The 24,824-nt window shown below is 58.8% G+C and carries 23 protein-coding genes and 1 pseudogene; 17 read left to right on the forward strand and 7 right to left on the reverse strand.

The genetic code is table 11. The features are described from left to right. The first annotated feature begins 45 nt into the window (after positions 1 to 45). Positions 46 to 186: a stationary-phase-induced ribosome-associated protein gene (gene sra, locus ACKLKD_RS18830; RefSeq protein WP_025711548.1), complete on the forward strand. Its 141-nt coding sequence runs from the start codon at positions 46 to 48 to the stop codon at positions 184 to 186. Here sra and ACKLKD_RS18835 read toward each other — a convergent pair. Further along, the gene (locus tag ACKLKD_RS18835; RefSeq protein WP_042929126.1) at positions 183 to 311 is read right to left on the reverse strand and encodes a hypothetical protein; all 129 of its coding nucleotides are present in this window, start codon (positions 309 to 311) and stop codon (positions 183 to 185) included. The genes sra and ACKLKD_RS18835 overlap by 4 nt on opposite strands. 56 nt (positions 312 to 367) lie before the next feature. On the opposite strand from ACKLKD_RS18835, the gene ACKLKD_RS18840 reads away from it, so the two are divergent. The 5 genes from ACKLKD_RS18840 (at position 368) to ACKLKD_RS18860 (ending at position 6,424) form a co-directional block, all read left to right on the forward strand. Continuing rightward, positions 368 to 2,065, forward strand: coding sequence for an NAD-dependent malic enzyme (locus tag ACKLKD_RS18840; RefSeq protein WP_025711549.1), 1,698 nt, complete (start codon positions 368 to 370; stop codon positions 2,063 to 2,065). A gap of 183 nt (positions 2,066 to 2,248) precedes the next feature. Beyond that, positions 2,249 to 2,956, forward strand: a complete 708-nt coding sequence (locus ACKLKD_RS18845; protein ID WP_025711551.1) for a hypothetical protein — start codon at positions 2,249 to 2,251, stop codon at positions 2,954 to 2,956. Then, positions 2,957 to 3,643 (forward strand): hypothetical protein, encoded by a 687-nt coding sequence (locus ACKLKD_RS18850; protein ID WP_025711552.1) that lies wholly within the window; start codon positions 2,957 to 2,959, stop codon positions 3,641 to 3,643. Positions 3,644 to 3,703: 60 nt separating this feature from the next. Continuing rightward, positions 3,704 to 4,399, forward strand: a complete 696-nt coding sequence (locus ACKLKD_RS18855; RefSeq protein WP_025711553.1) for a hypothetical protein — start codon at positions 3,704 to 3,706, stop codon at positions 4,397 to 4,399. 312 nt (positions 4,400 to 4,711) lie between these two features. Beyond that, a complete protein-coding gene (locus ACKLKD_RS18860) occupies positions 4,712 to 6,424 on the forward strand; it encodes an ABC-F family ATP-binding cassette domain-containing protein (protein WP_042929127.1) in 1,713 nt (570 codons plus the stop codon). A gap of 36 nt (positions 6,425 to 6,460) precedes the next feature. On the opposite strand, the gene ACKLKD_RS18865 is transcribed toward ACKLKD_RS18860, so the two are convergent. Next, positions 6,461 to 7,414, reverse strand: a complete 954-nt coding sequence (locus ACKLKD_RS18865; protein WP_025711555.1) for a bifunctional helix-turn-helix transcriptional regulator/GNAT family N-acetyltransferase — start codon at positions 7,412 to 7,414, stop codon at positions 6,461 to 6,463. 167 nt (positions 7,415 to 7,581) lie between these two features. Continuing rightward, a complete protein-coding gene (locus ACKLKD_RS18870) occupies positions 7,582 to 8,181 on the reverse strand; it encodes an inorganic diphosphatase (RefSeq protein ID WP_025711556.1) in 600 nt (199 codons plus the stop codon). 251 nt (positions 8,182 to 8,432) lie between these two features. On the opposite strand from ACKLKD_RS18870, the gene adhP reads away from it, so the two are divergent. The 7 genes from adhP to ACKLKD_RS18905 all read left to right on the forward strand — a co-directional run bounded on the left by adhP (position 8,433) and on the right by ACKLKD_RS18905 (position 16,724). Then, positions 8,433 to 9,443: an alcohol dehydrogenase AdhP gene (adhP, locus tag ACKLKD_RS18875; protein WP_002906221.1), complete on the forward strand. Its 1,011-nt coding sequence runs from the start codon at positions 8,433 to 8,435 to the stop codon at positions 9,441 to 9,443. Between the two features lie 158 nt (positions 9,444 to 9,601). Beyond that, entirely contained in the window at positions 9,602 to 11,224 is a 1,623-nt protein-coding gene (locus ACKLKD_RS18880) for a TIGR04028 family ABC transporter substrate-binding protein (RefSeq protein ID WP_025711558.1), read from the forward strand. Between the two features lie 10 nt (positions 11,225 to 11,234). Next, entirely contained in the window at positions 11,235 to 12,179 is a 945-nt protein-coding gene (locus tag ACKLKD_RS18885) for an ABC transporter permease (protein ID WP_025711559.1), read from the forward strand. Further along, the gene (locus ACKLKD_RS18890) at positions 12,176 to 13,024 is read left to right on the forward strand and encodes an ABC transporter permease (RefSeq protein WP_025711560.1); all 849 of its coding nucleotides are present in this window, start codon (positions 12,176 to 12,178) and stop codon (positions 13,022 to 13,024) included. The genes ACKLKD_RS18885 and ACKLKD_RS18890 overlap by 4 nt, the downstream gene beginning before the upstream one ends. Then, complete coding sequence (locus tag ACKLKD_RS18895; RefSeq protein ID WP_025711561.1) at positions 13,021 to 14,637, forward strand: dipeptide ABC transporter ATP-binding protein; 1,617 nt, start codon at positions 13,021 to 13,023, stop codon at positions 14,635 to 14,637. Before ACKLKD_RS18890 ends, ACKLKD_RS18895 begins: the two co-directional genes overlap by 4 nt. After that, positions 14,637 to 15,623, forward strand: a complete 987-nt coding sequence (locus ACKLKD_RS18900) for a putative FMN-dependent luciferase-like monooxygenase (protein WP_165931795.1) — start codon at positions 14,637 to 14,639, stop codon at positions 15,621 to 15,623. The genes ACKLKD_RS18895 and ACKLKD_RS18900 overlap by 1 nt, the downstream gene beginning before the upstream one ends. A 9-nt stretch (positions 15,624 to 15,632) precedes the next feature. Then, on the forward strand, positions 15,633 to 16,724 hold the full coding sequence (locus ACKLKD_RS18905) for an alkylhydroperoxidase domain protein (RefSeq protein WP_025711563.1): 1,092 nt from the start codon (positions 15,633 to 15,635) through the stop codon (positions 16,722 to 16,724). A 6-nt stretch (positions 16,725 to 16,730) separates the two neighbouring features. Here the strand turns inward: ACKLKD_RS18905 and araJ are convergent, their stop codons facing one another. Continuing rightward, on the reverse strand, positions 16,731 to 17,885 hold the full coding sequence (gene araJ, locus ACKLKD_RS18910; RefSeq protein WP_087805686.1) for an MFS transporter AraJ: 1,155 nt from the start codon (positions 17,883 to 17,885) through the stop codon (positions 16,731 to 16,733). 264 nt (positions 17,886 to 18,149) lie between these two features. On the opposite strand from araJ, the gene ACKLKD_RS18915 reads away from it, so the two are divergent. The 4 genes and pseudogenes from ACKLKD_RS18915 to ACKLKD_RS18930 all read left to right on the forward strand — a co-directional run bounded on the left by ACKLKD_RS18915 (position 18,150) and on the right by ACKLKD_RS18930 (position 20,162). Then, the gene (locus tag ACKLKD_RS18915) at positions 18,150 to 18,590 is read left to right on the forward strand and encodes a VOC family protein (protein WP_087805688.1); all 441 of its coding nucleotides are present in this window, start codon (positions 18,150 to 18,152) and stop codon (positions 18,588 to 18,590) included. Positions 18,591 to 18,657: 67 nt separating this feature from the next. Then, positions 18,658 to 19,476 carry a polyphosphate kinase 2 gene (ppk2, locus tag ACKLKD_RS18920; protein ID WP_025711566.1) on the forward strand — a complete coding sequence of 273 codons (819 nt, stop codon included), beginning with the start codon at positions 18,658 to 18,660 and terminating at the stop codon, positions 19,474 to 19,476. A gap of 178 nt (positions 19,477 to 19,654) precedes the next feature. Then, positions 19,655 to 19,840, forward strand: coding sequence for a hypothetical protein (locus tag ACKLKD_RS18925; protein WP_025711567.1), 186 nt, complete (start codon positions 19,655 to 19,657; stop codon positions 19,838 to 19,840). Next, a pseudogene (locus ACKLKD_RS18930) lies at positions 19,837 to 20,162 on the forward strand (CcdB family protein). The gene ACKLKD_RS18925 and the pseudogene ACKLKD_RS18930 overlap by 4 nt, the downstream one beginning before the upstream one ends. 52 nt (positions 20,163 to 20,214) lie before the next feature. On the opposite strand, the gene fdnI reads toward ACKLKD_RS18930, so the two are convergent. Genes fdnI through fdnG form a run of 3 tightly spaced genes read right to left on the reverse strand, consistent with a single transcriptional unit; the run spans position 20,215 to position 24,807 of the window. After that, the gene (fdnI, locus tag ACKLKD_RS18935) at positions 20,215 to 20,871 is read right to left on the reverse strand and encodes a formate dehydrogenase-N subunit gamma (RefSeq protein ID WP_087805690.1); all 657 of its coding nucleotides are present in this window, start codon (positions 20,869 to 20,871) and stop codon (positions 20,215 to 20,217) included. Then, complete coding sequence (fdxH, locus tag ACKLKD_RS18940; protein WP_025711570.1) at positions 20,864 to 21,748, reverse strand: formate dehydrogenase subunit beta; 885 nt, start codon at positions 21,746 to 21,748, stop codon at positions 20,864 to 20,866. The genes fdnI and fdxH overlap by 8 nt, the downstream gene beginning before the upstream one ends. An 11-nt stretch (positions 21,749 to 21,759) precedes the next feature. Then, a complete protein-coding gene (gene fdnG, locus ACKLKD_RS18945) occupies positions 21,760 to 24,807 on the reverse strand; it encodes a formate dehydrogenase-N subunit alpha (RefSeq protein ID WP_087805692.1) in 3,048 nt (1,015 codons plus the stop codon). Between the last annotated feature and the right edge of the window lie 17 nt (positions 24,808 to 24,824).

Consider the following 24,824-nt stretch of genomic DNA (forward strand, 5'->3'; position numbering starts at 1 on the left):
ACACCGGGTTTGCCCTTGAAACCAGAACAGGATAAAGGAGTCAGAATGAAATCGAACCATCAGGCACGTCATCTTCTCGGTCTGAACTACAAGCTTTCCCGGCAGAAAAAAGTGGTGCTGGAAGGCGATGAAGAAACCACCCTCAACCACATCCATGCTACCGGCCGCAAACGCCGCGGTGGTTAATTTTCAGTCTGAATGATGATAAATAACACCGTCCTGTTGCCAGGATGGTGTTTTTTTATGGCAAATGATTGCTTGTTTACCCGCTTGAAGGCCTTCTGCTCTATACTCTGCCCGCTGCTTTCCACCCGCCCTTCGCTTATCGCCGCGCCGGGACTGTGGTCATGATCAAGGAGTTAGTGCGATGCAATTCACCCATAAGAAAAACCGTTCCCTGTACATCCCCTACGCGGGTCCCGTTCTGCTTGAATTCCCCCTGCTTAACAAGGGCAGCGCCTTCAGTATGGAAGAGCGCAGCAATTTCAACCTGCTCGGCCTGCTGCCGGAAGTGGTTGAAACTATCGAAGAGCAAGCTGAACGCGCCTGGATCCAGTATCAGGGATTCAAAACTGAAATCGACAAACATATTTATCTGCGTAACATCCAGGACACCAACGAAACCCTGTTCTATCGCCTGATCGGCAACCACCTCGAAGAGATGATGCCGGTTATCTATACCCCAACGGTGGGTGCCGCCTGCGAACGTTTCTCCGAGATCTACCGTCGCGCCCGCGGCGTCTTTATCTCCTACCAGAATCGCCATAACCTTGACGACATCCTGCAGAACGTCCCGAACCACAACGTGAAAGTGATTGTGGTCACCGATGGCGAGCGTATTCTCGGCCTCGGCGATCAGGGGATCGGCGGGATGGGGATCCCGATCGGCAAGCTGTCGCTGTACACCACCTGCGGCGGTATCAGCCCGGCTTACACCCTGCCTGTCGTGCTGGACGTGGGGACAAACAACCAGCAGCTGCTGGACGATCCGCTGTATATGGGCTGGCGCCATCCGCGCATTACCGACGACGAGTACTATCAGTTCGTTGACGACGTGATCCAGGCGATTAAGGCCCGCTGGCCGGACGTCCTGCTGCAGTTTGAAGACTTTGCGCAGAAGAACGCCATGCCGCTGCTCAACCGCTATCGCAATGAAATCTGCTCCTTTAATGACGATATTCAGGGCACCGCGGCGGTGACCGTCGGGACGCTGATCGCCGCCAGCCGCGGCGCCGGTAGCCAGCTGAGCGAGCAAAAAATCGTCTTCCTCGGCGCGGGCTCCGCTGGCTGCGGTATCGCCGAGCAGATTATCGCCCAGATCGTCCGCGAAGGACTCAGCGAAGAAGAGGCCCGCCAGCGCGTATTCATGGTTGACCGCTTCGGTCTGCTCACCGACGGTATGCCTAATCTGCTGCCGTTCCAGAACAAGCTGGTGCAGAAGCGTGAGCATCTGCAGGGCTGGGATACCTCCAGCGAGGCACTGTCCCTGCTGGACGTGGTGCGTAACGTGAAGCCGAACATCCTGATCGGCGTCTCGGGTCAGCCGGGGCTGTTCACGGAGGAGATTATTCGCGAGATGCACAAGCACTGCCCGCGTCCGATTGTGATGCCGCTCTCTAACCCGACCTCACGGGTGGAAGCCACGCCGCAGAATATCCTGAGCTGGACCGACGGCGAGGCGCTGGTCGCCACCGGCAGTCCGTTTGCCCCGGTCACCCTGAAAGGCAAGCAGTATCCCATCGCGCAATGCAATAACTCCTATATCTTCCCGGGGATTGGTCTGGGGGTAATTGCCTCCGGCGCGTCGCGGGTCACCGACGAGATGTTGATGGCCGCCAGCGAAACCCTGGCGAAACACTCGCCGCTGGTGAACAACGGTGAAGGTCCGGTGTTGCCGGAGCTGAAGGATATCCAGACCGTCTCACGGGCGATTGCCTTCGCGGTTGGCAAGGTGGCGCAGGAGCAAGGCGTGGCGGTGAAAACCTCCGCCGAAGCACTGTTGCAGGCCATCAGCGATAATTTCTGGCTGCCGGAATACCGGAATTATCGTCGCACCTCGATTTAAGCGCTCTCACCGGGCCGAGATATCGGCCCGGTTATTAATAACGTCCGAATAATATCTCCCGCCTCAGAAACGTCCTTTTCGCCAGTATTAATTCACCGTAAAAATAGTAAACAGATAGCGTTTGCCCCGCGCTCCTTGCTGTGCAAAATAGTTGCCTCTCATCTCTTCACAACGGAATGTGAAATGCAAAAATTAACCTCTGGCGCGAATAAAGCGAATGCGATTCCGATCCGCATTGTCTTGTTTCTCATCGGCGGTATCGCCATCATCACTGGAATGTGCCTCTTCAGCGGCGATATGTGGATGCTCACCCCGCGCGCTGAGCAGTATCAGCCCGCCACCGGCGAACTGGTGGATGTCGTCATCTACACGCCGAGTAAATTTTTCTTCGCCCTGCTCTACGTATTATTCATGACTTTGGTCTGGCTGCTGGCGGTACGTAAAATCCCCTGGCGGCCGATACAGCATCCTGTATTACCACTGATGGTACTGATTGCCGCCGGGATATTTATTTTCCTCCATCCGGCGGTTACCCCCGGGCGGGATGCCAGTATTCAGTACGGTAAACACAACGTTTATTACACTGCCATTTTCTGGAGTAAAACGAATTCAGATCGACAGGTTACTCAACCCTCTAAATATGAAGTTTTTGTTGAAGCGAAAGATCCCCGCTGGCCGATCGACAGAAACAATCTTCGTCGCGCCTGGCGCTGTGAAGTGCAGCGGCATAGCCAGTTTTACACCCTGTCATTCAATGAGGGCTGGTTTCCAAACGGCGATCCGCAGGTCATGGCCCGCCAGTGTACTCAGGTAAGCGATCTGAACGCGCTCAGTGAAACGGCAATTATGATTGCCCGCCCGATCGCCACCGTCCCTGTGGAGGCACCGTAAATGAGCCAGCAAAAAAGGGTTCTGCAACCGATATTACGCCTCTGGCTGGGGCTGTTTAGCGGACTGCTGTTGGTGAGCGCCATCAGCGCCTTTCACGGTGAGTACTGGTATTTCGGCGATAAGCAGGCGTTTTACGCGGCGAAAGCCGGCGAGGTTTCGGTGCATGAACTCTATACGCCGGCAAAAATCCTCTTTGCTTTTATCGTCAGCACGATCCCGCCGCTACTGTGGCTGCTGCTGGTTAACCGTCGGGCGCCGCGGCTGCTGACCCACATTCTCTCACCGGTGTTACTCCTGCTGGCGGGACTGGTGTTTTTCTTCCTGAGACCCGACGTGATACCCGACGGGGAGACCCCTGTCTATCGCTACGGCGAGCGGGAGCGCTACTACCAGACGATACGCTGGCAGAAACCGGAGCCAGGCGCATGGCGGGATACCCGTTCTGAGTACAACGTGTATATCGAATATCGCGATCCAAAGGGATATCGCAAAGCTGACAATATTAAAAACGCCTATACCTGTGAAACCCACCGGGAGTCTCGCTTTTTTACCTTAACGACCGAGGAGAGTTGGTATCCGGATGCGTATGCGAATATTCTTGAGGCCCCCTGCCAGGCGATAAAGGATCCCCAGGCGCTGACGGAATATACCCGCGATCACGCCCGCTGGTTTCCCATTATTTTTTAAATAAATCACTGATGATACTTTCAATGATTCTCACTACTGAGACAAACAAGGAACGTTAATATGCCCCACCAGGTTGCGACAAAAAATATGACGAATAGGATGATCATTTTATATTTAGCACTGACAGGAATAACAGGGTTAGTCTATGGCTTATGTTCACTGAGTGGTGAAACACTGCATTCCCCCTTTGAAATCAGTTCATATGATGCCGTTGCTGGTGATCTTATCGAACATAGTCTGTACACCTTCTATAAACCGTTTGTCGCTATTCTCTGCTCACTCGTTATACCGTTGATTTGGCTGTTATCAACGAGAAAATCAACGCATCGTAAACTGCGTCATCCGGTTATTCCCGTTATGCTTTCTTTGCTGATTTTCATCTTTTTGGGATTGTTCCCCGGCGTTATTCCCGGTGGAGAGACAACCCGTTATCGTTACTTCCTTCATGATAAGCATTATCTCAGTATTGTCTGGGCAAGCATGGATCCAGATAATTATTTTGAATCCAGATCCCACTATGAAACTTACATAGAATACAGAGACCCATATGGATTCCGAAGAATTGATAACATTAAAAATGCCTATCACTGTGAGCAAACACGTGAAACTGTTTTCCTGACGCTTTACATTTCTCAACGCTGGTTCCCGAAGGGTAAACCTGATGTCCTCGAAGCCCAGTGCCAAAAAATAACTGACGCTAATACACTGACTGAAGCGGTACTGGCAAAAGCGTATTGGTTTCCCTTTGTACGCTAAACTCTGAGGGGGCGCCGCGCGCGCGCCCCTGCCAGTTTTGTCACTGGCGCCGCTTGCCTTTCCCCACTACACTGCCATCACCCATCCACTTACTGACGAAAAAAGGAGGACCCCCATGCTGTATTGTGAAATGTTTATTGTTTCACATGCCTTAGGCAATTGCGCCAGCTCAAGCGTTATCGGTATCGTGCTGCGATAACTACGGCTTGAGCGAAGACCCTTCACGCAATCCCTTCTCTCCGGCTTACCGGGTTATCGTCAGCGAGTTTTGACGAGGCATTCGCATGCCTGTAACTCTTGAGTAAGTTGACTATGAGTACATTACTAACTGCCCATGCGCTCCACGTGGAGACGGCCTTTGGGCCGCTGTTTAACACCCTCTCCTTCACCCTGAAGAAAGGCGACCGTATCGGTCTCATCGGCCATAACGGTTGCGGCAAAAGCACCCTGCTGCAGGTGCTGGACGGGACGATCGCGCCCACCTCGGGCAGCGTCTCACTCGCCGGTCAGTGTCTGATGGCCCGCGTTGAACAGCATCTGCCGGAGGCTCTGCGTTCGCAGTCGCTATTGCAGGCAGTGCTGGCCCCGTTACCCGCCGATACGCGGGAAGCACAGCGCTGGCTGGCCGAACGCCTGCTGGCGCAGATGGGCTTTACCCCGGCGGTGACGGCGCAGCAGACCTCAACCCTGAGCGGCGGCCAGCACACGCGCCTGCTGCTGGCCCGGGCGCTGATCCGCCAGCCTGACCTGTTGCTGCTGGATGAGCCTGGCAACCATCTCGATCTGCCCACCCTGCTGTGGCTGGAAAGCTTCCTGCAAACCTGGCAGGGGAGCTTCGTGCTGGTGTCACACGACAACACCTTACTGGATGCTGTAACTAATACCAGCTGGATCCTCCGTGACCAGACGCTGCACAGCTTCGCCTTGCCCTGCAGCGCCGCCCGTCAGGCACTGCAGGAGCAGGATGAAAGCGCTGCGCTGCGGCATAAGGCCGAGCAGAAAGAGATCGACCGGGTCAGCGCCAGCGCCCGGCGGTTGGCCACCTGGGGTCGGGTCTATGACAACGAAGACCTCGCCCGCAAAGCCAAACAGATGGAGAAGCAAGTCGCCCGCCTGAAAGACGAGCAAACCGAGCTCAGCGTCGGCCCGCCGTGGCGTCTGTCATTGCAGGGGGACGCCCTGCCGGCTGACCGCCTGCTGGAGATGGACACCCTGCCCGTCGCGCCCGCGCCGGGCCTGCCATCCCTCTTCACCACCGGCGTGGCGCGCCTGCGCAGTGGCGATCGCGTGGCCATCATGGGGCGTAACGGCGGTGGTAAATCGTCCCTGCTGCGCCTGCTGTGGCAGCAGATGAACGACACATCGCCACTCCCGGGGCTGCGCCTGCATCCCCGGCTGCACCCCGGCTATTATGACCAGACGCTGGAGCAGTTACCGGACGATGCCAGCCTGCTCGACGCCCTGACGCCGTTCGCCCCGTCGGCAGAGGTGCGCAAACGGGCGCTGATCGCCGCCGGGTTTGGCTGGGCGCGACATAGCCAGCAGGTCAACAGCCTCAGCGGTGGCGAGCGGTCACGATTGCTGTTCGTTGGCCTGTCGCTGGCGCGCTACAGCCTGCTGTTGCTGGATGAACCCACCAACCATCTTGATATGGAGGGCAAAGCGGCGCTGGCGCAGACGCTGCGCGACTACCCCGGCGGCGTGCTGCTGGTCAGTCATGATCGTGAGCTTATTAGCGAAAGCTGTAACCGCTTCTGGCTGATCGACCATGACGGGTTAACGGAATGGCACAGCCTGGAGGCCGTGTATGACCGTCTGCAGGCCGTAGCTCCCGCTCCGGAGAGTCGGCCTGCTTTGCAAAATCCCCCCGTCGGAGTGGATGATGAGGAAGTCCTGCTGGCGCGGCTGATTGACCTGGAGCAGTGGCTGGCTGACGATATGGCCCGCAAGCCGAAGCATCAAAAGCCATCACTTCAGGCGCAGTGGCGGGAGGAAATTGCCCGCCTGCTTATCCAGCTGACGTAATCTTCATGCTCTCCCACCGGCTAAGGCGCCACGCCCTTAGCCGGTGTTTCCGGGCCGGGTAAACTGCTGCTCGGTCATCACCTTTCCCCACTGCTCTCCCTGCCATTCGCGGGTTAACGTGAAGCCAAAGGATTCATACAGTTTGCGGGCCGCGTCCAGCCCTTTAAAAGTCCACAGCTGCACCGCGCTAAACTGGCGACTATCGCAGAAAGCCATCGCCTCGCTGAGGAGGCGCCTGCCAATGCCGGTTCCCCGGCAGCTGTCATCGAGAATAAACCAGCGCAAATGCGCCTCCTGCTGGCCGAGGTCCTCGCCATCGATGGCCAGCGAGCCGACGATTTTCCCTTCGCGGATCGCCAGCCAGATCTGGTTGGCCGGGGAGGAAAGCCGGGTGGCAAATTCCGCTACACCGCTGGCGACCTTACCTTCAAAAAAAGCGCCAAAGTCATGATGACGGGCGTAATACTCCCCGTGCATCTGGGCTATCCGGCCGATCATCCCCGGCTGGTAGCCGGTCATCAGCGAAATTTGCGGAGCCGTATTCGCGAGCGCGCTATCCCGACACTGCGCCAGCGCCCGGGCATAGGCCGCCAGTCCAGTGGCGACAGTTTGCTGCTGCGTCTCATCCAGATGGTCTAACGCCTCCACCACCTGACGGGTACCCCAGGCGTTAATTTTCGCCACCGTATGGTGCCCCTTTGCCGTCAGGGCGAGTGATTTCGCGCGCGCATCCTCCGCGCAAGGACGCTCCTCCAGCTCACCGGCCGCCAGCAGACGAGAAACCATCCGGCTGACGCTTGATTTTTCCAGTCCCAGCAACGTGACCAGCTGCGCGGCCGTCATCTCCCCTCTCATCGAGACCTCAAGCAGGGTGTGCACCGCCGAAGGTGAATAATGGGTGGCGGCCAGCGTGGTGCTCATAAAGCCCAGCTCGCGCACCATTAACCGCGAGGCGGTACGAATCTGTTGGATTAAGGGGGTATCAGGCATGGCGGCGGGTCCAGAAAATGAAATAGTTGTATAATACAACCATTATCTTTATCCTGCGCCAAGATGCAATATGGTGGGATAAGCGTTGCCATGTGACGTGTGATTTCACCGCCGCAGGGGTCGTGAGAGCGAATGCCGCGGGCGTCGGACAGCACCCGCGATGAATATTATTGCGGGTTCTTCGCCTTCCAGGCCTCCCAGGCCGATTTGATCTCCTGCTTCGCGGCGGCGGCGTCATTAAAGCCGGCCAGCTCGACCTTTTTACGCCCCTCCGGCAGCGCTTTATAGACCCGGAAGAAGGCCTCCAGTCGCTGCTGCTCTATTTTTGGCAGATCGGTGATGGTCTTGATGTCGTCGTAGGTGGGGTCAATTTTACTGGCCGGCACGGCGATGATTTTGTCGTCTTTTTCTCCGCCGTCTATCATCTTCAGCACTCCAATTGGCCGCAGCTTAATCAGCGTGCCCGGCGCCATTGGCGCGCGGGTATAAAACACCACGTCCAGCGGATCGCCATCCCCGGCCAGCGACTGGGTCAGCGAGCCGTAGTTCGCCGGGTAAGCCACCGGCATCGACTGAAAGCGGTCGGCGATGATAAACCCCGTTTTGGCGTCGGTTTCATACTTAATGATGCCTCCTGCCGGGATCTCGGTGACGGCGTAAAACTCTTCCGGGTTATTTTCCGGCTGGGGAAATTCCAGCACATTCTGCGCCTGGGCGGCGGCGGACATAAACAGACCGGCGGTGAGGACGATTTTTACCAGATGCATTGTCGATTCACTCTGTTGTTATAAGAAATTGATGCGCAAAACGATAGATTTGAGTGATGACAAAAACATGACCATTCGGTGTCAATATTATTACCTACCAAATATAGCGATATCGTATGAATTTTGTGCTACCTCTGTAGCAAAAAACCACATTCTGTACTAAGCAGCTTGTATTTCCCCGCTCAGCGTCTAATCCTTATTGGGTGCTATTGCATTAATTAAATTAATCAATCCCCCACAAGGAGACAGGCATGAAGGCAGCTGTTGTTACCCACGACCATCAGGTTAACGTCACGGAAAAAACGCTGCGCCCGCTGGAATACGGCGAAGCGCTGTTAAAAATGGAATGCTGCGGCGTGTGTCATACAGACCTGCACGTGAAAAACGGCGATTTTGGCGATAAAACCGGCGTCATTCTCGGCCATGAAGGGATCGGGGTGGTACAAAAAGTCGGCCCGGGCGTCACGTCCCTGAAACCGGGCGATCGTGCCAGCGTGGCGTGGTTCTTCGAAGGCTGTGGCCACTGCGATTACTGTAACAGCGGCAACGAGACGCTGTGCCGTTCGGTGAAAAACGCCGGTTATACCGTCGATGGCGGCATGGCGGAAGAGTGTATCGTCACCGCTAACTATGCGGTAAAAGTGCCGGACGGCCTCGACTCCGCCGCCGCCAGCAGCATCACCTGCGCCGGCGTCACCACCTACAAAGCGGTCAAAGTTTCCCACATCAAACCGGGTCAGTGGATCGCTATCTACGGCCTCGGCGGGCTGGGCAACCTGGCGCTGCAGTATGCGAAGAATGTTTTTAACGCCAAAGTGATCGCTATCGACGTTAACGACGGGCAGCTGGAGCTGGCGGCTTCGATGGGCGCCGACCTGACCATCAACTCCCGTAATGAAGATGCAGCGAAAGTGATTCAGGAAAAAACCGGCGGCGCGCATGCTGCCGTGGTGACCGCGGTGGCTAAAGCGGCCTTTAACTCGGCGGTGGATGCCGTTCGCGCCGGTGGCCGCGTGGTCGCGGTAGGCCTGCCGCCGGAGGCGATGAGCCTCGATATTCCACGTCTGGTGCTCGACGGCATCGAGGTGGTCGGTTCGCTGGTCGGCACCCGTCAGGATCTGGTGGAAGCTTTCCAGTTTGCCGCCGAAGGTAAAGTGGTGCCAAAAGTCACCCTGCGCCCGCTGGAAGATATCAACGCCATCTTTAAAGAGATGGAGCAGGGTCAGATCCGCGGCCGTATGGTTATCGATCTGCGCAGCTAATCGCCGACGCCTCTCCCGCCCGGGAGAGGCGCTTTTCCCTCGCTTCCCGCCCCGGGAAGTAAATGCAATTTCCGCAAATGCTTAGCGCAATTCCTTGCTTCCTTTGTTTTTAGCCGCGCCCGATGATGGCAACACAATAGATAACAAAGGAATTCACCATGCATCGTCATTTTCGCCTGCCCGCGCTGGCCGCGCTGTTTCTCTCTGGCGCCTTTTCCGTCTGGGCTGCCGACACGCCGGTTAAAGGCGGCACCTTGATTTATCTGGAGCAGCAACCGCACACCAATCTCTATCCGCCCGCCGGCGGCTTTTATCCAAATGGCGGAATTCTCAATCAGATAACCGATAAGCTTACCTGGCAGAACCCGAAAACGCTGGAGATTGAGCCGTGGATCGCCGAGAGCTGGACCAGCAATGCCGATAAAACCGAATACACCTTCCACCTGCGCAAAGGGGTCACTTTCTCAGATGGCACCCCGCTGGACGCCGCCGCCGTGGCTAAAAACTTCGACACCTATGGTCTGGGAGATAAAGCCCATCGCCTGCCCGTCTCGGAGGTGATCAATAACTACCAGCGCAGCGAAGTGATCGACCCGTTGACGGTAAAATTTTACTTCAACAAACCGTCGCCGGGCTTCCTGCAGGGCACCGCCACCATCGGCTCCGGTCTGGTGTCCCTCAGCACCCTGCAGCGCAATTTTGAAGCGCTGGGCGATGCCCGGCATATTATCGGCTCCGGGCCCTTTGTGGTGCAGGATGAAAAGCCGGGCCGCGAGCTGACGCTGGTGGCGCGCAAGGATTATCAGTGGGGGCCGAAAAACAGTGCCCAGCAGGGACCGGCTAACCTCGACGGCATCACCTATATTGTGACGCCGGAAGATAGCGTGCGCATCGGCGCGCTGCTGGCGGGCCAGGCGGGCTTTATTCGCCAGGTGCAGGCCTACGATGAGAAGCAGGCGACCGATCAGGGGTTTAAGGTCTACGCGGCCCCTACCCGCGGGGTCAACGACAGCCTGAGCTTCCGCCCGGATAACCCTCTGGTCGCCGACCTGCGGGTGCGTCAGGCCCTGCTCCATGCCACCAACGCCAGGCAGGTGGTGGAGACGCTGTTCTCCGCTAACTACCCGCAAGCCACCTCCGTGCTGGCCAGCTCTGCCGCCGGCTATGTCAATCTGAGCGATAAGCTGACCTTCGACCAGGCCAAAGCCCGGCAGTTGCTGGATGAGGCCGGCTGGAAGCCCGCCGCCGACGGTATTCGCAGCAAAGACGGACAGCGGCTGGCGCTAACGGTATATGAGTCGCTGCCGCAGCCGCAGAATAAAGAAGTGCTACAGCTGATCGCCCAGCAGTGGCGCCAGGTGGGTGTGGCGTTAACCGTCAAAGCCGGGGATGCCGGCAGCCATACGCTGGACAACCTCGACCCGCAGAAAACCCCGCTCACCGTCTCGGAAGTGGGCCGCGCCGACCCGGACGTGGTGAAAAGTATGTTCTTCCCCAACAACCGCGATGCGCTGCTGCAGAAAGGCGGCTCCAGCGATAAAGTCCAGCACTTTCGCGATGATAAGCTAAATGACCTGCTGACCGGCATCTCCGCGGCGGTAGAGCCGCAGCAACGCCTGCAGTTAACCGGGGACGCCCAGCGCTATCTGATCGACAACGCCTATGTGATCCCTATTTTCGAAGAGCCGCAGGTGTTCGCCGGCGCGCCATGGGTCAAAGGCGTCAGCTTCGAGGCCGTCGGTCGCCCGTCGTTCTACGGCGCGTGGCTGGACAAGCACTAAGAGGCCGGATATGAGCGCTTATCTTCTGCGACGGTTCGGCCAGGGGCTGCTGGTCCTGTGGGCGGCATTTACCCTCACCTTTTTCCTGCTGCAGGTGCTGCCGGGGGATGCGGTGCTGATCAAGTTTCAGAACCCGGACCTCGGCCTCAGCCCGGCGCAAATCGCCGAGATGCGGCTAGCCTACGGCGCCGACAGCCCGCTGTGGCGCCAGTATCTGCATACGTTGCTGGCGATGCTGCACGGCGACTTTGGCTATTCCCTGCAGGCGGGTCTGGCGGTCAGTAGTCTGATTGCCAGCAACCTGCCGGATACCTTAAGCCTCGCCCTGCCGGCCTTTCTGCTGGCGGTGGCGCTGGCGTTCGCCCTCGCTTTCGCCTCGCGGCTGCCGGGGCTGCGCTGGCTGAGCAATTTTCTGCAGTCGCTACCGGTGCTGTTTATCTCTCTGCCTACCTTCTGGCTGGGTATCGCCCTGATCCAGCTGTTTTCCTTTCAGCTGCGCTGGATCCCGGTAATTAACCCTGGTCCGCTGGAGGGACTGATTTTACCGGTTATCGCCGTCGCGCTGCCCATTTCCGCGCCGCTGGCGCAGATCCTGATGCGCAGCATGGATCAGGTGGCGGTTCAGCCCTTCGTCGCGGTCGCCCGCGCCAAGGGCATGAGCGAGACTGGCGTCCTCTGGCACCATGTCATGGGTAACGCCCTGCTGCCAGCGCTGAATATTGCCGGGCTGCTGCTCGGGGAGCTTATTGCCGGGGCGCTGATCACCGAGACCGTCTTCGGCCGCAGCGGCCTCGGCCAGCTGACCCAGCAGGCGGTGAATAACCAGGATATCGCCGTGCTGCAGGCGGTGGTGATGATCTCCGCCCTCGGTTTCGTCCTGATCAACCTGCTGGTCGACCTGGTCATGCCGCGACTGGATCCCCGGCTCCATTTACAGACCGGAGGTGCGAAATGAGCCTGGTCGATTATGCCATCGCGGTTCGCCGCCGCCCGGAATGGCGCAGGGTGCGCCTGCAGCCTGGCCTGTGGCTGGCGTGGGCGGTGATGATCACTGCGCTGTTAATGGCCCTCGCCCCGCAGTGGTTTACCGCCGCGAACCCGCTGGAAGGGATCCCCGGCGCTCAGCGCCTGGCGCCGCAGGCGCACTACTGGCTGGGTACCGACCAGCTGGGGCGCGATCTGTGGACGCGGGTGGTGTACGGCGCGGTACATTCTCTCTCGGCGGCGCTGATCGCCGTCGCCATCGGCCTGGCGTTCGGCACCGCCCTTGGCACCCTCGCCGGGGCGCTGGCCGGTCGCGTGGAATCCACCATCATGCGCCTGGTCGATGTCCTGCTGGCCATCCCCTCCCTGCTGCTGCAGCTGACGGTGATTATTCTGCTCGGTTTCGGTACGGTGAATGCGGCGGTGGCGGTCGGCGTGGCGGCTATCGCCAGCTTCGCGCGCCTGGCGCGGGCGGAGGTGGTGCGCGTGCGCCACAGCGATTACGTCGAAGCAGCCCGGGGCAGCGGGGGCACCTTTCTCGCCGTCTTCTGGCGCCATATTCTGCCCAACTCGCTCACCGCGGTGCTTGCTTTCGCGACGCTGCAGTTCGGTCAGGCGATGCTGGCCCTGGCCACCCTCAGCTTCCTCGGCTACGGCACCCCGCCGCCGGTGCCGGAGTGGGGATTACTGATCGCCGAAGGCCGCAATTACCTGTCAACCGCCTGGTGGCTAACCACCTTCCCCGGCCTCGCCGTGGTCGCCGTGGTCCTTGCCGCCAATCGTCTTAGCCGCCAGTGGAGTGGAGTACGCCCATGACCGTTCTGTCCGTTGAAGATCTGCGCATCAGCTACCGCTCACGGGGCGAATGGCGCGAAGTGGTGCACAACGTCAGTTTTTCCATCCAGCGAGGCGAAATGCTGGCCTTCGTCGGAGAGTCCGGCTCGGGGAAAACCACCACCGCGCAGGCCATAATCGGCCTGCTGGCGGATAACGCCCGCCGCGACGCCGGGCGGATTGTCCTCAATGGCGAAGTGATTAGCGACTGGTCGGCAAAACGCCTGAACCGCCTGCGCGGAGTGAGCATCAGCCTGGTGCCGCAGGACCCCGGCAATTCGCTCAACCCGGTAAAAACCATTGGTCAGCAGGTGGAAGAGATCCTGCGCCTGCATCAGTCCCTCTCCGCCGCTGAACGCCGACAGCAGGTCCATAACCTGCTCACTAAAGTCGGTCTCAGCCACCCGGAACAGCGTCTTGACCAGTACCCACATCAGCTGTCTGGCGGGATGAAACAGCGAGTGCTGATCGCCATCGCCATTGCCCTGCAGCCGGATCTCATTATTGCCGACGAGCCCACCAGCGCTCTCGACGTCACGGTGCAGAAGCGCATTCTCGATCTGCTTGATATCCTGCGTCACGAATCGGGGACCGCCGTGCTGTTTGTCACCCACGATCTGGCGCTGGCCGCCGAACGCGCCGATCGGATCATGGTATTTCGTCAGGGAGAGATTCAGGAACAGGGTGCCACCGAGGTGATTGTCCAGCGTCCGCAGCACCCTTATACCCGCCAGCTGCTCCACGATCTGCAGGATGCGCCGCTGAGACTGACAGCGGCGCGTCACCGGCCGCTGGCCACACCGGCCATTCGCGTGGCGGGGATCAGCAAACGCTTCTCGCTGGGCAAACAGGCGCTGCAGGCGCTCGACAGCGTCAGCTTTGAGGTCAAACGCGGCAGCACGCACGCGCTGGTGGGGGAATCCGGCTCCGGGAAAACCACCCTGGCGCGGATCCTGCTGGGTTTTGAGCACGCCGATGCCGGACAGGTGACCATCGACGGTATCGACGCCGGGCATCTCAGCCGCGAGGCGCAGCGGCAGCTGCGACGCAAAATCCAGTTTGTCTACCAGAACCCCTTCGCCTCACTCGACCCGCGTCAGACGCTGTTTGCGATTATCGAAGAGCCGTTAAAAAACTTCGAACGCCTCAGCGCCCCGGCGCGTCGCCTGCGCGTGGAGAACGTCGCCGCGCGGGTGGCGCTGGCTCCGGAGCTGCTGTCGCGTACGCCGCGGGAGCTCTCCGGCGGCCAGCGGCAGCGGGTGGCGATTGCCCGGGCGCTGATCCTCGAGCCGGCCATTCTGGTGCTTGACGAAGCGACCTCGGCGCTCGACGTCACCGTTCAGGCACAGATCCTCGCCCTGCTGCAACAGTTACAGCAGCAGCTGGGTCTGAGCTACCTGTTTATTACCCACGATCTGGCGACGGTCCGGCGCATCGCCGACAGCGTCACGGTGCTGCGTGCCGGCCAGGTGGTGGAGCATGGCGACGTTGACCGCCTGTTCGCCACCCCGCAGCAGGCCTACACCCGCGAGCTGATCGCCGCCATCCCCCAGGTTTCCCCCCGCTTAGTACAGGCCCACACGGAGAATGCATAATGCCTAAACGCCTCGGCTTTTTTACCCGTCTGCTCGATCAGGGCTCCGCGCAAACGCGCTACCGGCTGGCGGCCGAACAGATCCGCCACGCGGAGCGCTTGGGCTTCGACAGCGCCTGGATTGCCCAGCACCATTTTCATGAACAGGAAGGCGGCCTGCCTTCGCCGCTGGTGTTTCTCGCCCACGTCGCGGCGCAGACCGACCGGATCCGTCTCGGCACGGCGATTATCACTCTGCCAATGGAAAATCCGCTGCGCGTCGCCGAAGACGCGGCGGTACTGGATTTACTCACCGACGGGCGTCTGGAGGTGGGGTTTGGCTCCGGCGGCACGCCAACCTCGTTTCTGCCCTTCGGCCTGACCAGCGAGCAGCGCGGGGCGGTATTTGCCGACCATCTTCACCTGATCCACAGCGCCTGGCGCGGCGACACGCTGAGCCACCCGGACAACCATCTCTATCCGCCCGCGCCGCAGCTGGCGGAGCGGATCTGGATCGCCACCTTCTCGGTGGAGGGCGCCATCCGCGCCGGTCAGGCGGGTCACGGGCTGATGCTGTCGCGCACTCAGCCACGGCCGTCCGGAGAACCACGGCTGCCGCTGGACGCCATTCAGAACCCGATCATCGACGCCTACCTGGCGGCGCTGCCGGTCGGCGTTGCGCCGCGGATCCTCGCCTCCCGCACCGCCTTCGTCGCCGACAGTCACGCCCACGCCCTGCAGGTGGCCGAGCCCGGTCTGCGCAAGCAGGCGACACAGCACCGGGCGGCGGGTCATACGATCGAAGGTGACAGTGTCACCGACTATCTGCAACAACTGGATGCCCACGTTGGCGACCCAGAGCATGTTATTGCCTCCCTCGCTAAGGACAGCGTGCTGGCCCGCGCCACCGATATTTCGTTTCAGGTGCACTCTGTCGAGCCTTCGCACCGGGATACGCTGCGTTCCATTGAGCTGATCGCTCAGCATATTGCCCCCCACATCAGATAAGGAGTCACCATGACGCTGAGTCAGGATATTCTGGCCGAACTGGCGGAGATCGCCGCCGGTTCCCCGCTCGACCAGGCGCGCGCCGTACGCGACGCCGCTACCCGTCACGCCCAGGGAAGTTATGAAGTGCTGTTCAGCCAGCAGGACGCTGACTTTCCTCTTGATGAACGCTTCGCGGTGGCCGCGAAGGTAGCGAAATTACACCAGGCAGACGCGCTGGCGGCGCACTATGCCGGCTTTGGCCTGGCCGACCCGACCACCGATCGTCTGGTCCCGGCGCTGGCGTTCGCCCGCCTGTTGACCTTCACTCCTGTCGAAGCGACTCCCGGCGCGCTGCACACCTTGACCAGCGCGGGCTGGAGCCTGCGCGGCATCGTCACCCTGGCGCAGCTGGTGGCCTTTGTCAGCTTCCAGAGCCGACTGCTGCTGGGCCTGCGGGCGCTCAACCATAAACCGATCGTCAGCGCCGATTCGCCGGTGGTCGCCGGGTACTGGCACACCACACCGCATACCCAGAGCGGCAAAGCGGCCCCGGTTCGCTTCACCCGCGACGAGCTGCACTGGGAACCCTGGCTGGCCGATAAACCGCTGGCGGAATTCAGCGCTGAAGAGCAGGCGACTCTGGCCAAATATGGCCATAGCGACTCCCCCTACTTTCGCCTGCTGGCGCGCAATCAGCCGGTGCTGGAGCAGCGGACCCTGACCGATAAAGGCATTTTCTATACCCCGGGAGGATTGCCGCGCGCCGAGCGCGAGCTGGCCGCCACGGTGACCAGTAAAATCAACGGTTGTATCTATTGCGCCTCGGTGCATGCCCGCAAAGCGGCGCAGCTGGCGAAGGACGAGACCGCCGTGGACACGCTGCTGGCGGTCACGCCGGGAGAGAATCTGCGCGACGGGCAGTCGCCGCGCTGGCAGGCGGAGATCGACGCCGCCGCCGCGCTGTCGGTGACGCCACCCGCGTTAAACGCCGGCCATCTGGCGGCGCTTGATGCGCAGGGTTTAGAGACCCTGGCCCAGCTGGATCTGCTACAGTCGGCGGCCTTTTTCGCCTGGGCCAACCGCCTGATGCTGACGCTTGGGGAGCCCTGGCGCGAGTAAGCGGCGTCAGACGACCTGCCGCCGCTGGTGACAGCCATAGATGAGCAAGGCGCTCATCGCCAGAAACGACAGCGCGGCGGCGGGGAGCGCCACGCTGTTCCAGCCGAAGCCCTGGGCGATCATCATCCCGCCGCAGAAGGCGCCGATGGCGCTGCCGAGGTTAAAGGCGATCTGTCCCCCTGCCGCCCCCAGCATCTCGCCGCCTTTGGCGTTCTGCAGCAACAGGATCTGCAGCGGCGCCGACAGGGCAAACAGCCCGGCACAGCAGAGAAACGCCAGCGCCAGCGAAGCGACTTTGTGCTCACCGAAGGCAAAGATCAGCAGCAGCGTCACCGCAATCGCCCCGTCGGTTATCGCCGCGATACGCAGCGGGCTGTAGCACCCGGAAATTTTGCCGCTGAGCAAATTGCCGACCACCATTCCCAGCCCCGCCAGCATCATAATCAGCATCATCCGGCTTTCGGCAAAGCCCGAGACATGGATCATAAAGGGTTTGATATAGCTGAACCAGGCAAACACGCCGGCGTTACCGAACATGGTGGCGGCGAAAATCAGCCACGGCGCCGGCGACGCCAGAAAACGAAACTGCTCGCGCAACCGGGTGGAGGCCCGGTCATAAAGCGTGGGCACCCAGCAGAAGATCGCCAGGAATACCGCCACGTTAAACACCGCGATAAGCGCAAAGGTATAGCGCCAGCTAAAGTGATGCCCGAGCCAGGTGCCACCCGGGACGCCCACCAGGTTAGCCAGCGTCATGCCGCCAATCATCCCCGCCACCGCGGCGGTCACTTTCCCCGGCGGCGCGATTTTCGACAGGATAATCGCCCCCACGCCAAAGAACGCCCCATGAGGGAAACCGGAAACCAGCCGGCCAAGCGCCAGCATGGGGTAGCTGCTGGAGACGGTAAACAGGGTGTTACCGAGAAGGCACAGCGCGGCAAGAAACAGCATCACCGATTTCAGGGAAAACCGGCTGGACAGCAGCGCCATGATCGGCGCGCCAATCACCACGCCGAAAGCATACCAGGCAATCATATTGCCGGCGGCGGGGATAGATATCCCGACATCGTGCGCCAGCTCCGGCAGCACGCCCATAATGCCGAATTCCGCCATGCCGAGTCCGAAGGTGCCCAGCGCCAATGAAAAAATCGTTTTTTTCATACATCTGTTAGGGGTATTGAGAGACGGCCGGCATTATTGACCATCCCGCCCCGACACACCAGCTAAAAACGCCCGACGGCAGTTTCCTCCATACAACGGCCTGATTCGTTCATGCCCCCCAGCAGCGTGGCATAACGGCAGCGTGGTTTCGCAGTGACAATCCCCTATCAAAATCAGTGGGCTCAAAGGGATAAACGCCTAATTGATCTCAAGTTAACTTGAGGTTGTAAAGTCAAAACATCGTTCACCTCGGGAGATTTATCCATGCAAACTGTTGATGTCGGCTTTACCCATGTTGCCTTTACCGTCCGCTGTCTGGCCAGCAGCATCGATTTTTATACCCGCTATACGGCGATGACCGTTATTCACCAACGCGAACCCGATCTCCCCTCGGCGCGGAAAGTGGCATGGCTCAGCGACCGCACCCGGCCTTTCGCCCTGGTGCTGGTGCAAAGTGACGATCCGGCCGATACGCCGCTGGGACCGTTCGGCCATCTCGGCGTCGCCTGCGCTACCCAGGCCGAGATCGATGAGAAAGTAGCCCTCGCGCGGCGGGAAGGTGTTTTACGCCGGGAACCGGAGCAGCTGGGCGATCCGGTGGGTTATTTCGCCTTCTTTGCCGACCCGGACGGCAACACCCTGGAGCTGTCGTGGGGGCAGCGGGTGGGTCTGGAAGTCATCCAGGCGGCAAAACCCGGCGAATAATTTTCCATCGCCTCGCCGGAGGAGGATTACACTTCAAAGGGATACCCCGGCAACACGGAGCATGGCGATGGGCAACAAGAAAAGCGGTAATCCGGTCGACACGGCGGCAAAAATCGCGCCGCTCGACAACAAAGCGTATGAGAAAGCGCTGCGCAAACTCCACGTTGAGCTGGTGAAACTGCAGCGCTGGGTGGTGCATAAGGGACTGAAAGTATGCATTGTCTTTGAAGGCCGGGACGGCGCCGGGAAAGGCGGCACCATTAAGGCGATCACCGAGCGCGTCAGCCCGCGTATCTTCCGGGTCGTGGCCTTACCCTCGCCCACCGAGCGCGAAAAAAGCCAGCTCTATTTTCAGCGCTATATCAAGCATCTCCCGGCGGCCGGCGAGATCGTGATTTTCGATCGCAGCTGGTACAACCGCGCCGGCGTTGAGCGGGTGATGGGCTTTTGTACGCCGGAAGAGGTACAGAAGTTTCTCGACGGCGCGCCGATGGTGGAGCGAGGTATGGTCGAATCGGGCATTATTCTGCTCAAGTACTGGCTGGAGGTCTCGCCGCAGGAGCAGGAGCGCCGCCTGCGGGATCGCATCGACGACGGGCGTAAAATCTGGAAGCTCTCGCCGATGGACATCAAATCTTTCAACCGCTGGGATGAATATACCGCCGCCCGCGACGCCATGTTCGCCGCCACCGACACCGCCTGGGCGCCGTGGTTCGTCGCCCGCTCAGAGGATAAAAAGCGCGTGCGTCTGAATATCATTACCCATCTGCTGTCGCAGATCCCGTATGAAGCGTTACCGGTGGAGCATGTGACGCTGCCGAAGCGCAAAATTGGCAAAATGAAACAGACCAATTTCCCCTTCCGCTTTATTCCAGAGAAGTTTTGATTATTTCCTGCAGCGCTGGTTAATACCAGCGCCAGGTTTATTACAATAACCATGACTATTTCAGGCTGTTACTTTCCTCTGGAAGCTGCTTCGCAAAATAAATATTAAAGTTCCTGCTGGGATTTATTTTTTAGTGAGTAAAGTGAATAATCACAGAACCAACCGCAAGGAGCCTATGATGAAAAGTAATACGCTACGTAAAAGACCCACTGACGTACCCGTCCAGAAGGCGTCAGCACAGCCAGGTAAGGATTTACGAGAAGCAGATAAACAGCGACAGCACAAGGAATTCATTGCCGCAATGAATGAATTTATTGCAAAAGGAGGCACTCTTACTGATGATGAATTTTTCAGGGTACTATGATGCTTGAACAATTCAATGTTTATCGGAATTGTTCTGCTCAGACAAATAAAACCCTGCCGTATTATATGATCGTGCAGAATGATTATTATGCAGACCTGGCCACGAGAGTCATTATTCCTTTAATGCGACCACAACAGTTACCACGCTGGCATCAGCATGTCGTACCAAGGATAAATATAGAATTTGACAGCTTTTTACTTTGTACGCCAATGATTAGTAACTTAAATAATAAACGGATCCAGCACAGGATTTCGTCTGCAATCTGAATCATGCGCGCCAGGGCGTTATCGATTCAATCGATACACTTATCACGAACTCCTGACTGTCGGTAACCCGCTCCGACATCTCCGGAGCGGGTTTCGCGCCGTGAAGGCTTACTTCATCCCTTCGCGACTCTCTTTCATCGCTTCCAGGCGTTCGACATCGCGATACCAGCGCGGGTGGTGTTTCTTCGCCCAGCGGCGGCTGACCTTACCCTCAATCATCCCCTTAATCGACCCTTTGACCCAGAATGCCATATACATATGAATAAGGATGGCGTGGATCAGGATAATCGCCGAGGTGGCATGGATCAGCAGGCTATAACGAATGACCTGAATCGGAAAATACGGCGCAAAATACGGCCGCCAGATAATCACTCCGGTCACCAGCAGCACGAAAATCATGCTCATGATGGTCCAGAACATCATCTTCTGCCCGGCGTTATATTTACCGACCCGCGCAACCTTATGTTCGTCGCCTTTCAGCACCTCCACAATGCCCTTCAGCCAGGGAATATCCTGCTTATCCGGAATATTGTGGTGCACAAAACGCACAAACATAAACATCAGCGCGACAAAAATCAGCACCCCGAAAAACGGGTGCAGGATACGCCCCATCTGCGGCGTGCCGAAGGTTTCCGTTAGCCACTGCAGCGTCGGGAAGAAGAACGATATTCCCGACAGCGCCACGAGGAAGAAACAGATAACCACCGTCCAGTGACAGGCGCGGTCGATAAACGTTGTGCGCACAATCATCTTCGATTTACTCATCATGCTCCTCCTCGTCATCGTCAACTTCCTTGTTCGGACCGATACCGATGTAGTGGTAAATCAGTCCGGCAAAGGTGGCGATAAAGCCCGCGGCCGCCAGCGGTTTAAGCGCCCCCTTCCACAGACTGATACTGGTATCGATCTGCGGTTCCTTCGGCAGCTTGTGATACAGCTCCGGCTGGTCGGCATGATGCAGGACGTACATCACGTGGGTGCCGCCGACGCCCGGCGGGTTGTAAATCCCGGCGTTGGCATAACCGCGTTTTTTAAGCTTATCCACCCGCTCCTGCGCTACCTCCAGCATCTCTTTTTTCGTGCCAAAGTGGATAGCGCCGGTAGGACAGGTTTTCACGCAGGCCGGTTCCTGACCAACGCTGACCCTGTCCACGCACAAGGTGCATTTATAGACCCGGTTATCCTCTTTATTAAGACGCGGGACGTTAAACGGACACCCGGCAATGCAGTAGCCGCAGCCGATGCAGTTTTCCTGCTGGAAATCGACGATGCCGTTGGCGTACTGAATAATCGCCCCGGCGGACGGACAGGCCTTCAGGCAGCCCGGATCTTCGCAGTGCATACAGCCATCCTTGCGGATAAGCCACTCCAGCTTGCCGTTCTGTTCGGTCTCGCTAAAGCGCATTACCGTCCAGGATTTGGCGCTGAGATCCGCCGGGTTGTCGTACACGCCGACGCAGTGCCCCACTTCATCGCGGATATCATTCCACTCGGAACAGGCCACCTGGCAGGCTTTACAGCCCACGCAGGAGGAGACATCGATAAGCTTGGCGACTTCCGCCTTATAGTCCCGCGCGCGCGGCGCGGGGGTGATCGGGTTGGTCGCGGAGCGTTTAATAATGTCTTGTGTTTCCATCGCCATTGAATCGCTCCTTACGCTTTCTCGATGTTGACCAAAAACGCCTTATACTCCGGCGTTTGCGAGTTGGAATCGCCGACGTTAGGCGTCAGGGTGTTGGCGATATAGCCTTTGCGGGCCACACCTTCAAACCCCCAGTGCAGCGGGATCCCGACGGTCTCCACCGGCTGGCCGTTGACGTTCAGCGTGCGCAGTCGGCGGGTCACCACGGCAACCGCGCGAATAAAGCCGCGTTTGCTGCTGACTTTCACCCAGTCGCCGTTAGCGATACCTTTGCTTTTCGCCAGCCCTTCGCTGATTTCGACAAACTGTTCCGGCTGCGCGATGGAATTGAGCAGCGCATGCTTGGTCCAGGTATGGAAATGCTCGGTCAGACGATAGGTGGTCCCGACATACGGGAACGTATCCTTCTTACCTAAGCGAATGGCGTCCTCTTCATACAACCGCACCACCGGGCTGGAGACCACCTTCGGGTGCAGCGGGTTGGTGCCAAGCGGCGTTTCCATCGGCTCATAGTGTTCCGGGAATGGCCCCTCCGCCAGTTTATCGAGCGCAAACAGGCGCCCCAGGCCCTCCTGCTGCATGATAAACGGCCCGGTGTTGCTTCCCGGCGGCGCGGTATTGAAGTCCGGAATATCATTCCCGACCCACTTACTGCCGTTCCACTGGATCAGCATCCGCTTCGCATCCCACGGCTTGCCGTTGATATCGGCCGAGGCGCGGTTATACAACACCCGGCGATTGAGCGGCCACGCCCAGGCCCAGCCGAGCGTATTGCCCAGGCCCGAAGGATCGGCGTTATCGCGATTCGCCATCTGGTTACCCTGCTCGGTCCAGCTGCCGGTGTAGATCCAGCACGATGACGCGGTGCTGCCGTCATCGCGCAGCAGCGCGAAGCTATTGAGCAGTTGCCCTTTTTTCGCCAGCAGCCCCCCATTGTCATCGTAGAGATCCGCCAGCGCGTAGCCGTTGTTCTCTTTTGCAACCTCTTCCGATTCAGGATGGTCCGGCTGCTTATAACTCCAGCTCATTTTCAGCAACGGTTCCGCGCCCTTGCCACCTTCGCGACGGTACAGCTCGCGCAAACGGTGATAGATCCCGGCCAGGATTTCGCCATCGTTGCGCGCTTCTCCCGGCGCATCCTGGCCTTTCCAGTGCCACTGCAGCCAGCGGCCGGAGTTGGCGATCGAGCCATCTTCTTCGGCAAAGCAGGTCGACGGCAGACGGAAGACTTCGGTCTGAATCGCAGCCGGGTCGACATCATTAGACTCGCCGTGGTTCTGCCAGAAGGTGGAGGTCTCGGTCACCAGAGGATCGATAACCACCATATATTTCAGCTTACTGAGGCTACGCACCACTTTGTTTTTGTCCGGGAAGGACGCCACCGGGTTGAAGCCCTGGCAGATGTAGCCGGTGACGTTGCCGTTATCCATCATATTGAAATACTTGATAACGTCGTAGGCCTGATCCCATTTCGGCAGCCAGTTGAAGCCCCAGTCGTTCTCTTTCTGCGCCGCCTCACCGTAGAACGACTTCATCAGGCTGACGAAAAATTTCGGGTAATTGCTCCAGTAGTTCACCTGCCCGGGCAGCGTCGCCTTCGGCGTGTTGGCGCTGAGGTAGCTTTGCAGGTCGGCCTGTTTGTCCGATGGCAGCGTCAAATAGCCCGGCAGGCTGGTCGACAGCAGGCCCAAATCGGTCAGCCCCTGAATGTTGGAGTGGCCGCGCAGGGCATTGACGCCGCCGCCGGCCATGCCCATGTTGCCGAGCAGCAGCTGAATCATCGCCATGGTGCGGATGTTCTGCGCGCCGACGGTGTGCTGCGTCCAGCCCAGGGCATACAGGAAGGTGGTGGTGCGGTCTGCAGCGCTGGTTGACGCCAGCACCTCACACACTTTAAGGAAGTCCGCTTTCGGCGTACCGCAGATGTTTTCGACCACTTCCGGCGTGTAGCGGGAAACATGCTGCCTGAGCAGATTCCACACGCAGCGCGGATGGCTGAGCGTTACATCGCGTTTGGCGTAGCCGTTTTCATCGAACTGATAGTTCCAGGACGATTTATCGTACTGGCGTTTTTGCGCATCGTAGCCGCTGAACAGGCCCTCTTCGAAGGCAAAATCATCCCGCACCAGCAGGCTGGCATTGGTGTAATGCTTCACGTACTCGGCATTGATCTTATTATTTTCGATCAGGTACAGCAGCACGCCCGACAGGAAGGTAATGTCGGTACCGGAACGAATCGGCGCATAGATATCGGCCACCGAGGCCGTGCGCGTAAAGCGCGGGTCAACGACGATAAGCGTAGCATCGTTATTATTTTTCGCTTCCATCGCCCAGCGGAAACCCACCGGATGGGCTTCGGCGGCGTTACCGCCCATCACCACCACGACGTTGGCGTTTTTGATATCAACCCAGTGGTTGGTCATCGCACCGCGACCAAATGTTGGAGCAAGACTTGCTACCGTTGGTCCGTGTCAGACGCGCGCCTGGTTGTCTACCGCCAGCATACCCAGCGAGCGCACGAATTTTTGCGTCAGCATGCCGGTCTCATTGCTTGCCGCCGAGGCGCACAGCATCCCGGTGGAAAGCCAGCGGTTAACCGTGACGCCCTGCTCGTTCTTTTCAATAAAGTTAGCGTCACGGTCGGCTTTCATCAGTCGGGCGATACGGCTAAAGGCTTCATCCCAGGAGATGCGCTGCCATTTATCCGAGCCCGGCGCGCGGTATTGCGGATAACGCAGACGGTTTTCGCTGTGGACATAGTCCAGCAGGCCGGCGCCTTTCGGGCACAGTGCGCCCCGGCTCACCGGATGGTCCGGGTCCCCTTCGATATGGTAAATCGCTTCTTTGGCGTTTTTCGCGCCGTCGCCGAGGCTATACATTAATAGCCCGCAGCCCACGGAGCAGTAGGTGCAGGTGTTGCGGATCTCTTTCGCTCGCAGCAGTTTATAGTTGCGTGCCTGAGCCAGCGCCATTTTGGGGGCAAAACCCAGAGCGGCGGCTGTGGTTCCGGCCATACCGCCTGCGCAGATCTTAAAGAATTTTCTGCGGCTGACGTCCATTGCATTCCTCCATGCAG

Source organism: Klebsiella sp. 10982 (assembly GCF_048589245.1).
Taxonomy (GTDB): Bacteria; Pseudomonadota; Gammaproteobacteria; order Enterobacterales; family Enterobacteriaceae; genus Klebsiella; species Klebsiella quasivariicola.

Coding starts and splice junctions, on each gene's coding strand:
- sra (WP_025711548.1), top strand. CDS start 46: ATGAAATCGAACCATCAGGCACGTCATCTTCTCGGTCTGAACTACAAG.
- ACKLKD_RS18840 (WP_025711549.1), top strand. CDS start 368: ATGCAATTCACCCATAAGAAAAACCGTTCCCTGTACATCCCCTACGCG.
- ACKLKD_RS18845 (WP_025711551.1), top strand. CDS start 2,249: ATGCAAAAATTAACCTCTGGCGCGAATAAAGCGAATGCGATTCCGATC.
- ACKLKD_RS18850 (WP_025711552.1), top strand. CDS start 2,957: ATGAGCCAGCAAAAAAGGGTTCTGCAACCGATATTACGCCTCTGGCTG.
- ACKLKD_RS18855 (WP_025711553.1), top strand. CDS start 3,704: ATGCCCCACCAGGTTGCGACAAAAAATATGACGAATAGGATGATCATT.
- ACKLKD_RS18860 (WP_042929127.1), top strand. CDS start 4,712: ATGAGTACATTACTAACTGCCCATGCGCTCCACGTGGAGACGGCCTTT.
- ACKLKD_RS18865 (WP_025711555.1), bottom strand. CDS start 7,414: ATGCCTGATACCCCCTTAATCCAACAGATTCGTACCGCCTCGCGGTTA.
- ACKLKD_RS18870 (WP_025711556.1), bottom strand. CDS start 8,181: ATGCATCTGGTAAAAATCGTCCTCACCGCCGGTCTGTTTATGTCCGCC.
- adhP (WP_002906221.1), top strand. CDS start 8,433: ATGAAGGCAGCTGTTGTTACCCACGACCATCAGGTTAACGTCACGGAA.
- ACKLKD_RS18880 (WP_025711558.1), top strand. CDS start 9,602: ATGCATCGTCATTTTCGCCTGCCCGCGCTGGCCGCGCTGTTTCTCTCT.
- ACKLKD_RS18885 (WP_025711559.1), top strand. CDS start 11,235: ATGAGCGCTTATCTTCTGCGACGGTTCGGCCAGGGGCTGCTGGTCCTG.
- ACKLKD_RS18890 (WP_025711560.1), top strand. CDS start 12,176: ATGAGCCTGGTCGATTATGCCATCGCGGTTCGCCGCCGCCCGGAATGG.
- ACKLKD_RS18895 (WP_025711561.1), top strand. CDS start 13,021: ATGACCGTTCTGTCCGTTGAAGATCTGCGCATCAGCTACCGCTCACGG.
- ACKLKD_RS18900 (WP_165931795.1), top strand. CDS start 14,637: ATGCCTAAACGCCTCGGCTTTTTTACCCGTCTGCTCGATCAGGGCTCC.
- ACKLKD_RS18905 (WP_025711563.1), top strand. CDS start 15,633: ATGACGCTGAGTCAGGATATTCTGGCCGAACTGGCGGAGATCGCCGCC.
- araJ (WP_087805686.1), bottom strand. CDS start 17,885: ATGAAAAAAACGATTTTTTCATTGGCGCTGGGCACCTTCGGACTCGGC.
- ACKLKD_RS18915 (WP_087805688.1), top strand. CDS start 18,150: ATGCAAACTGTTGATGTCGGCTTTACCCATGTTGCCTTTACCGTCCGC.
- ppk2 (WP_025711566.1), top strand. CDS start 18,658: ATGGGCAACAAGAAAAGCGGTAATCCGGTCGACACGGCGGCAAAAATC.
- ACKLKD_RS18925 (WP_025711567.1), top strand. CDS start 19,655: ATGAAAAGTAATACGCTACGTAAAAGACCCACTGACGTACCCGTCCAG.
- fdnI (WP_087805690.1), bottom strand. CDS start 20,871: ATGAGTAAATCGAAGATGATTGTGCGCACAACGTTTATCGACCGCGCC.
- fdxH (WP_025711570.1), bottom strand. CDS start 21,748: ATGGCGATGGAAACACAAGACATTATTAAACGCTCCGCGACCAACCCG.